The organism is Streptomyces sp. NPDC004788 (genome assembly GCF_053601115.1).
In genome coordinates, this window is record NZ_JBSGBF010000177.1 from 1 (window position 1) to 5,980 (window position 5,980).

7 protein-coding genes are annotated in these 5,980 nt (G+C 70.3%); 6 read left to right on the top strand and 1 reads right to left on the bottom strand.

Annotated features, from left to right (window positions below):
* Positions 1 to 198: 198 nt before the first annotated feature.
* Complete coding sequence (locus tag ACWEJX_RS37100; protein ID WP_451611814.1) at positions 199 to 1,071, bottom strand: helix-turn-helix domain-containing protein; 873 nt, start codon at positions 1,069 to 1,071, stop codon at positions 199 to 201.
* 627 nt (positions 1,072 to 1,698) lie between these two features.
* Here ACWEJX_RS37100 and ACWEJX_RS37105 point away from each other — a divergent pair.
* The 6 genes from ACWEJX_RS37105 (at position 1,699) to ACWEJX_RS37130 (ending at position 5,822) form a co-directional block, all read left to right on the top strand.
* Positions 1,699 to 2,025, top strand: coding sequence for a transcriptional regulator (locus ACWEJX_RS37105; protein ID WP_451611815.1), 327 nt, complete (start codon positions 1,699 to 1,701; stop codon positions 2,023 to 2,025).
* 1 nt (position 2,026) lies between these two features.
* Positions 2,027 to 3,046: a hypothetical protein gene (locus tag ACWEJX_RS37110; RefSeq protein ID WP_451611816.1), complete on the top strand. Its 1,020-nt coding sequence runs from the start codon at positions 2,027 to 2,029 to the stop codon at positions 3,044 to 3,046.
* Complete coding sequence (locus tag ACWEJX_RS37115) at positions 3,046 to 3,750, top strand: ATP-binding protein (protein WP_451611817.1); 705 nt, start codon at positions 3,046 to 3,048, stop codon at positions 3,748 to 3,750. The genes ACWEJX_RS37110 and ACWEJX_RS37115 overlap by 1 nt, the downstream gene beginning before the upstream one ends.
* Before the next feature lie 118 nt (positions 3,751 to 3,868).
* Positions 3,869 to 4,435, top strand: a complete 567-nt coding sequence (locus ACWEJX_RS37120; protein ID WP_451611818.1) for a WhiB family transcriptional regulator — start codon at positions 3,869 to 3,871, stop codon at positions 4,433 to 4,435.
* Complete coding sequence (locus ACWEJX_RS37125; protein ID WP_451611819.1) at positions 4,432 to 5,508, top strand: DUF2637 domain-containing protein; 1,077 nt, start codon at positions 4,432 to 4,434, stop codon at positions 5,506 to 5,508. Before ACWEJX_RS37120 ends, ACWEJX_RS37125 begins: the two co-directional genes overlap by 4 nt.
* 89 nt (positions 5,509 to 5,597) lie before the next feature.
* Positions 5,598 to 5,822, top strand: coding sequence for a hypothetical protein (locus tag ACWEJX_RS37130; protein WP_451611820.1), 225 nt, complete (start codon positions 5,598 to 5,600; stop codon positions 5,820 to 5,822).
* Positions 5,823 to 5,980 lie beyond the last annotated feature (158 nt).

Genomic DNA, 5,980 nt, shown 5'->3' on the forward strand with positions numbered 1-5,980 from the left:
TCCCTTCTGTGCGGGGGGGGCCCCCCCCCACTCCCCCCCCCCCCCGCCAGTCCCTTCACTGTTGCCGACCACTGACGCGGCTGCCGAAAGCTCGTACCGACCCGGTCCACGCAGGTCGACGATCCGTGTCAGATGCTGAAGCCTGCGGAGCGGAAACGCCTCAGGCAGCGAAGCATCGAGGAGCACTCGCAGACGGCGTCACTCCCCGTCCTGCACCTCGGGCAGCTTGTGCTTCAGCTCTCCGACGAGCTCGTTGATTTTGGCCATCATCTCGGCAGACAGGCCCCCGCCGTTGCCGCGGGCAGCCAGGCCGAGGATCTGCCCTCGGTGAATCGAGCCGAGGAAGCGGAGTGCCTCCAGGAATTCGCGGGCCGCAGGGTCGACCTCGGCATCATCCTGGAAGAGGGCCGCGTCGACCTGAAGCGCCTCAGCGAGGCCGGCACGCACTACATCAGAAGCCTCCGCCGTGGCGCCCGCACGAAGGGCGGCGATGTCGTCGGCGGTGACTGTCGCCACGCCCGCATGCTCGTTGACGATCCGCGCAATTTCCTCATCAGAGGGTGCTTCCTGGCCAACGTACCCGTGCTGCAGGAGGTAGTTGATCTTCTCTCCCACCGTGCGGGGTGCGGACGCATGCTCGTCACGCGAGGCCCTAGGGCGAAGCCCGAACGAGCAGTCCTGGGCAGCCAGCAACTCCTCTTCGGTCACCCTGTACGCCTGTGCGAGCGGCTGCACGTAAGCGTCACTGAGCCGGCGCCGACCGGATTCGGCGTTGCTCACCGGCACGCGGCTCGCGCCGATGATCGCCGCGGCCTGCGCGACGCTGAGGCCGGCGTCGCAGCGCAGGAGCTGCAGGTCCGGCGGGCCGTCGTGGGGGAAAAGGACATCAAGCGACTGACCGAGCGCCGCTGCAATTGCGGGGAGCTTCTCACCCTTGGGGAAGTCCTGGCCGCTCTCCCATCTCGCGACCGTGGGCGCGCTGACGCCCACCATCTCGGCCAATTCCTTCTGATGGAGGTCCTTGCCCCGCCGGACAGCACGCACGCGGCTGCCGTCGAACTGACGTGGCACATGAACTCCTGCGGGGTGGCGATCAGGCTGGTGGTGGCGGCCTCTGGGGCAACTGTAGCCCAGGCTTGATACATTTCCGCAACTGACGTACGTTTCCGTATCGCACCTGCTGGCCGGGCTCCGGCTCTCTATGGTGCCAGCCCTGGGGGACCTCTTTGCACGTTGCGTTGTCGTGACCACTCGAGCAACGCGCCATTGGATGCGGTTCGGTCGTTGCCAGCCGGTCGGGGGCCACCTTCCCCGGCGCCGGCCGTGCGACCCCGTAAGGGGCCAGGGATGGACTTGCCAGAGGTGTCTACATATGTTCGTCGTCCCTCGCCGGGCGGCGAGGGACGCAACGAGCAGATGAAAGGCACGAACCGATTAGGCCGTAAGACCCCGGGATGCGCACCCCTGCCTGCGGGAGTCACACCGCATGCCTGGAGTAGAGAGATCGAGGAGGAGGTGGGGCGAATGCGGACGCATGGTCCGTGACGTGGCTCGGCAACGAAAAAACCGGCGCCCGGGAGCTACCAACTCCCAAGCGCCGGGTCGGCACCCCGAGAGGTGCCCATACACATCACGCGGGCGGCGGGGCTTTTGCACGAGAACCGCCGCACCGCGCTCCTACGAAAAACGGAGTATCGCATGCTCGCCATGCCGATCGGAACCCCGGCCTGCCCGGACGCTGGCCGCCAGCGCCGCCTCGCCGCCCAGCTCGCGGACCTGATCGCGGGCGCGGCCACCATCCGGGGCAGCCTCAACGACCCGAAGCAGACGTGGCCCCACCCGCGCGCCCTCGTCAGCGACAAGGCCGGGAAGACCATGGAGGTGGGCCGCACCACCGCCAGGGGCGCGGGCCGCTGGATCCTGAGGGTCTGGCCGGAGGCGAACTCGACGCGACCGCACACCTTCCACCTTGCCGGCGCCACCCTCACGCGGAGCGACCTGATCGCCGCCGTTCGGGGCCGCTGATATGGCGCGGATACGAACCATCAAGCCGGAGGCATTCGTCTCCGAGTCGCTCGCCGAAGTGCGCGTCGAGGCGGAGCGGACCTTCTTCGGACTCCTCACCCAGGCCGACGACCACGGTCGCCACCGCGACAACGCCGCGATCATCGCCGGGCTCCTCTGGCCCCTTCGCGCCGAGCACACCTCGGTCCACGTAGAAGACGACCTCCACCAGCTCGCGACCGCCGGCCTGATCTGCCGGTACACCGGCTGCGACGGCCGCCGGTACCTCCACATCGTGACCTGGTCCGACCACCAGAAGATCGACAAGCCGAGCCAGTCGCGTCTGCCCTCCTGCCCGCAGCACCAGGCCGTCGACCGGTGTGCGCCCTGCAAGGGCTCCTGCACCAAGCGGACCGAGGGTTCGTCCACAGCTCCCCGAGGACTCGCCGAGACCTCGCCGAAGGCTCCCCGAGCCCTCGACCTGCCCGCCAAGACCACCTCGACGCTCTCCGGATACGCGGGTGGGGCCTCTGCCAACCGGCAGGAAGCCGCCGACAACGGGGGCGGTGCTCTTAGCCAGGCCGGAACGAAGAGCGCAGGTCAAGGGGCATTCCCCGGGACCTCTCCGAACCTTCCCCGAAGCCTCGGAGAGGGCTCGGCGCCTGGATCTAGGATCTTGGATCCTGGATCTCTTCTCCCTACGGGGCGCACGGCGCCCGCAGCCGGCATCTCGGCCAACCAGCTCGTCGGCGAGTACGTCACCGCCTGCGACGAGCGCCCGCCCAGCGACGTGATCGGACACCTCGGCCGGATCACCAAGAAGCTCCTGGGCGAGGGCATCGCGCCGGAGCACATCAGGGCCGGGCTGGCGAATTTCGCGGCCAACCCCAAGCACCCGAGCGTGCTGACCAGCATGGTCAACGAGGCCATGAACGCGCGCCCCGGTGGTTTGGCGCGGCCGGGAATTCGGCCTAACGTGCCCGCCCATCAGGCGTGGACCAACCCTGCCAACGCCGCTGCCGCCTACGCCGAGGAGCTGTGATGCGCACCCGTCACCGCGAACCGCAGACCCTCGGCGAGGAAACCCTGGACCGGATGGCCCGGATCCTGGCCGCCCGCAACATCGACCCCGCCACCGTCGCCGCATCGGCCCAGGAGCCCGAGCCCTTCTCCCCGCTGGAGGCCCTGTCGGCCGGGATGCCCCCGCGCTACCGGGCCGCCGTCGCCGACCACCCCCAGGTCCTGGCCTGGGTCCGGGCCGTCGCCGAGGCCGCCGTCGCCCCCAACCAGGGAGCCAGGCGGCAGGTCACCACCGGACCCAGCCTGCTGATGGCTGGCGTCGTCGGCGCGGGCAAGACACACCAGGCGTATGGCGCGGTCCGGCGGCTGGTACAGAGCGGAGTCGGCGTGCGCTGGCGCGCGACCACCGCCGCCGACCTGTACGCCGACCTGCGGCCCCGGCCCGGAGCCCACAGCGAGCGGGAGCTGGCCACCGTCAGTCGCTGCCCGCTGCTGATCATCGACGACCTTGGCGCGGCCAAGGCCAGCGAGTGGGTCGAGGAAGTGACGTACCGACTGATCAACCGCCGGTACAACTACGAGCTTCCGACCCTGATCACCACCAACCTGGCGATCAGGGACCTCCGGGCTCACCTCGGCGACCGCGTCGCTTCCCGGCTCGCCCAGATGACCACCCGGGTCGAGTTCGAGCAGGTCGACCGCAGACGACACCGTCTCGCAGCCTGACCTGCCCCAGGACACCACGCCGGGCCGCGCCCGCTGCGCGCCGCCCCTGGCACTTCCCCGACCCAGCGCACCTCTCCGCCGACGCCCCTGCGCGCGGAGAGCGATCGGAGCACCCCGCATGACCAGCACGACGCCCCGCCCTGCCCGCCACCGGTCGCTCGGCGACCACACCTGGCGGGACCAGGCCGTCTGCCAGAGCACCGAGTACAACCCGGTGGACCCCGAGATCTTCTTCCCGGACCCCGATGAGACCGACAAGATCACCGAAGCGAAGGCGCTGTGCGGCCAGTGCCCGGTCCGCCGCGTCTGCCTGGACGCCGCCCTGGAAGCCGGCGACGCCGACGGCATCCGAGGCGGACTGACCGAGGAGGAGCGCGGCCCTCTGCACGAGAAGATCGCCCACCGCCTCGACTACAGCCGCGTCAACGACACCATCGCCGGTCGCGACATCCACCTCACCAAGGCCGAGCGCCGCGCGGTCATCCGCGCCGCCTACCGCCACGGGGTGACCGAGCAGCGCCTGGCCTGGCTCCTCAAGATCACCGAGGAGCACGCCCAGAAGCGATACCGGGAACTCCGCCGCGCCCTGCGCAACCGAGACCTGAATCAACCCGAGACGGCCACCGCCTCGTCTGAGGCCGGCATCGAGCGCCTGGGTCGCGACGACTTCGGGACGGCGGCGTGACTGCCCTGACCGTGCCGAAGACGGCGCACATATCCGGCTGGGACCGAGCGGTCGTCATCGCCCTCGGCGGTGCGGGATGCGCGCTGTCGTACGACGCGCTGCAGCAGATGGCCGTCGCCATCCACATCCGAGGCTTCCTCACCTACCTCTTCCCCCTGGTGATCGACGGGTTCATCGCCTACGGCGTCCGGGCGCTCCTGGTCCTCCGCGACGCGCCGCTGCGCGCCCGGCTCTACGTCTGGACGCTCTTCGGCACGGCCACCGCCGCCAGCATCTGGGCCAACGCGCTCCACGCGGTGCGGCTCAACGAGGACGCGGTCGCCGGCACCGGCCTCCGGCTCGGCGACACGGTGGTCGCGGTGCTGTCCACCATCGCCCCGCTCGCCCTGGCCGGAGCGGTCCACCTCTACATCCTCATCGCCCGAGGGCCGGTCAAGGGCAGTGACCGCGAGGACCTCGGTCACCCCGGTTACCCGGGTCACTCGGGTCAGGGTGACCGGCGCGACGCCATCGAGGTCACCCGGACTGACCGGATCGGTCAGAACCGGTCGGCGATCGGTCAGGTCAAGGCCGGTCAGCCGGTCACCGCCCTCACCGACCGGCCGCCACTGTCCCTGGGAAAGCAGGCCCCTGCCTCCCAGTCACTGACCGGGGACAGGGCCCCGGTGGGCAGCAGCAACCCGGTCACCCATGACCGAGGCCAGTCGCACGAGGCCGCTGACCTGCCCGGACAGTCAGACTCGGCTCGGCCGGTCACTGACCGCCCCGACGACACCGCACCGGTCACCGGCAACCAGGACAGCCCGGCGGCGGTCACCACCCCGCCGGTCACGCCGCCGCCGGTCACTGACCGAGAGGCCCGGACACCCGGTGACCGGCGGCCTGACCCGGACACCGAGGAACTGCTGAAGATCGCCCGGTCAGCGGTCAGGGCCGAGGACAAGCTGACCCGCAAGGTGGTCGCCCAGGCGATCCGCGGTCAGCAGATCCCGCTCTCCAGCGACACCCTGACCGCCCTGATGGCCCAGCTCCGCGCCCAGCACGGACAGCCGGTCACCTCCACCCGGAATTGACCGGACACCCAGGGAGCGGGTGACCGAGCCGGTCACCCGCTCCGGACACCCGCGCCACACCCCTCCAGAGCAGAAGCGGAGAACACCCGATGCGCACCCACCCGGCCACTCCCGCCGAAGTCGACTCCTGGCTGACCGTCCTTCACCAGCACGGCCACCTCTACCGCGCCCAGTCCGGCCCCGACACCACCTGGATCGTGCAACGCGAGCAGCACGATCGCCCCTGGACCCTGCACCACCCGGTCCTCGCCATGGACTGGATCGAGGAACTCGTCCGCGAAATCCAGCAGCAGAACCCCGAGACGAGCCGATGACCACCGACGACCCGGCGGTGACCACCGCCGAACAGCAGCGTGACCCCACGACGGCTCCCGGCGGAGCAAGCTATCGCGTACGACGGTCCTACGGCCCGTCGCACGCACTTGCCCCTGCCCCAGAGGGCGGGGGAAGCCCGGCTGGTTCCCGAGCGAGG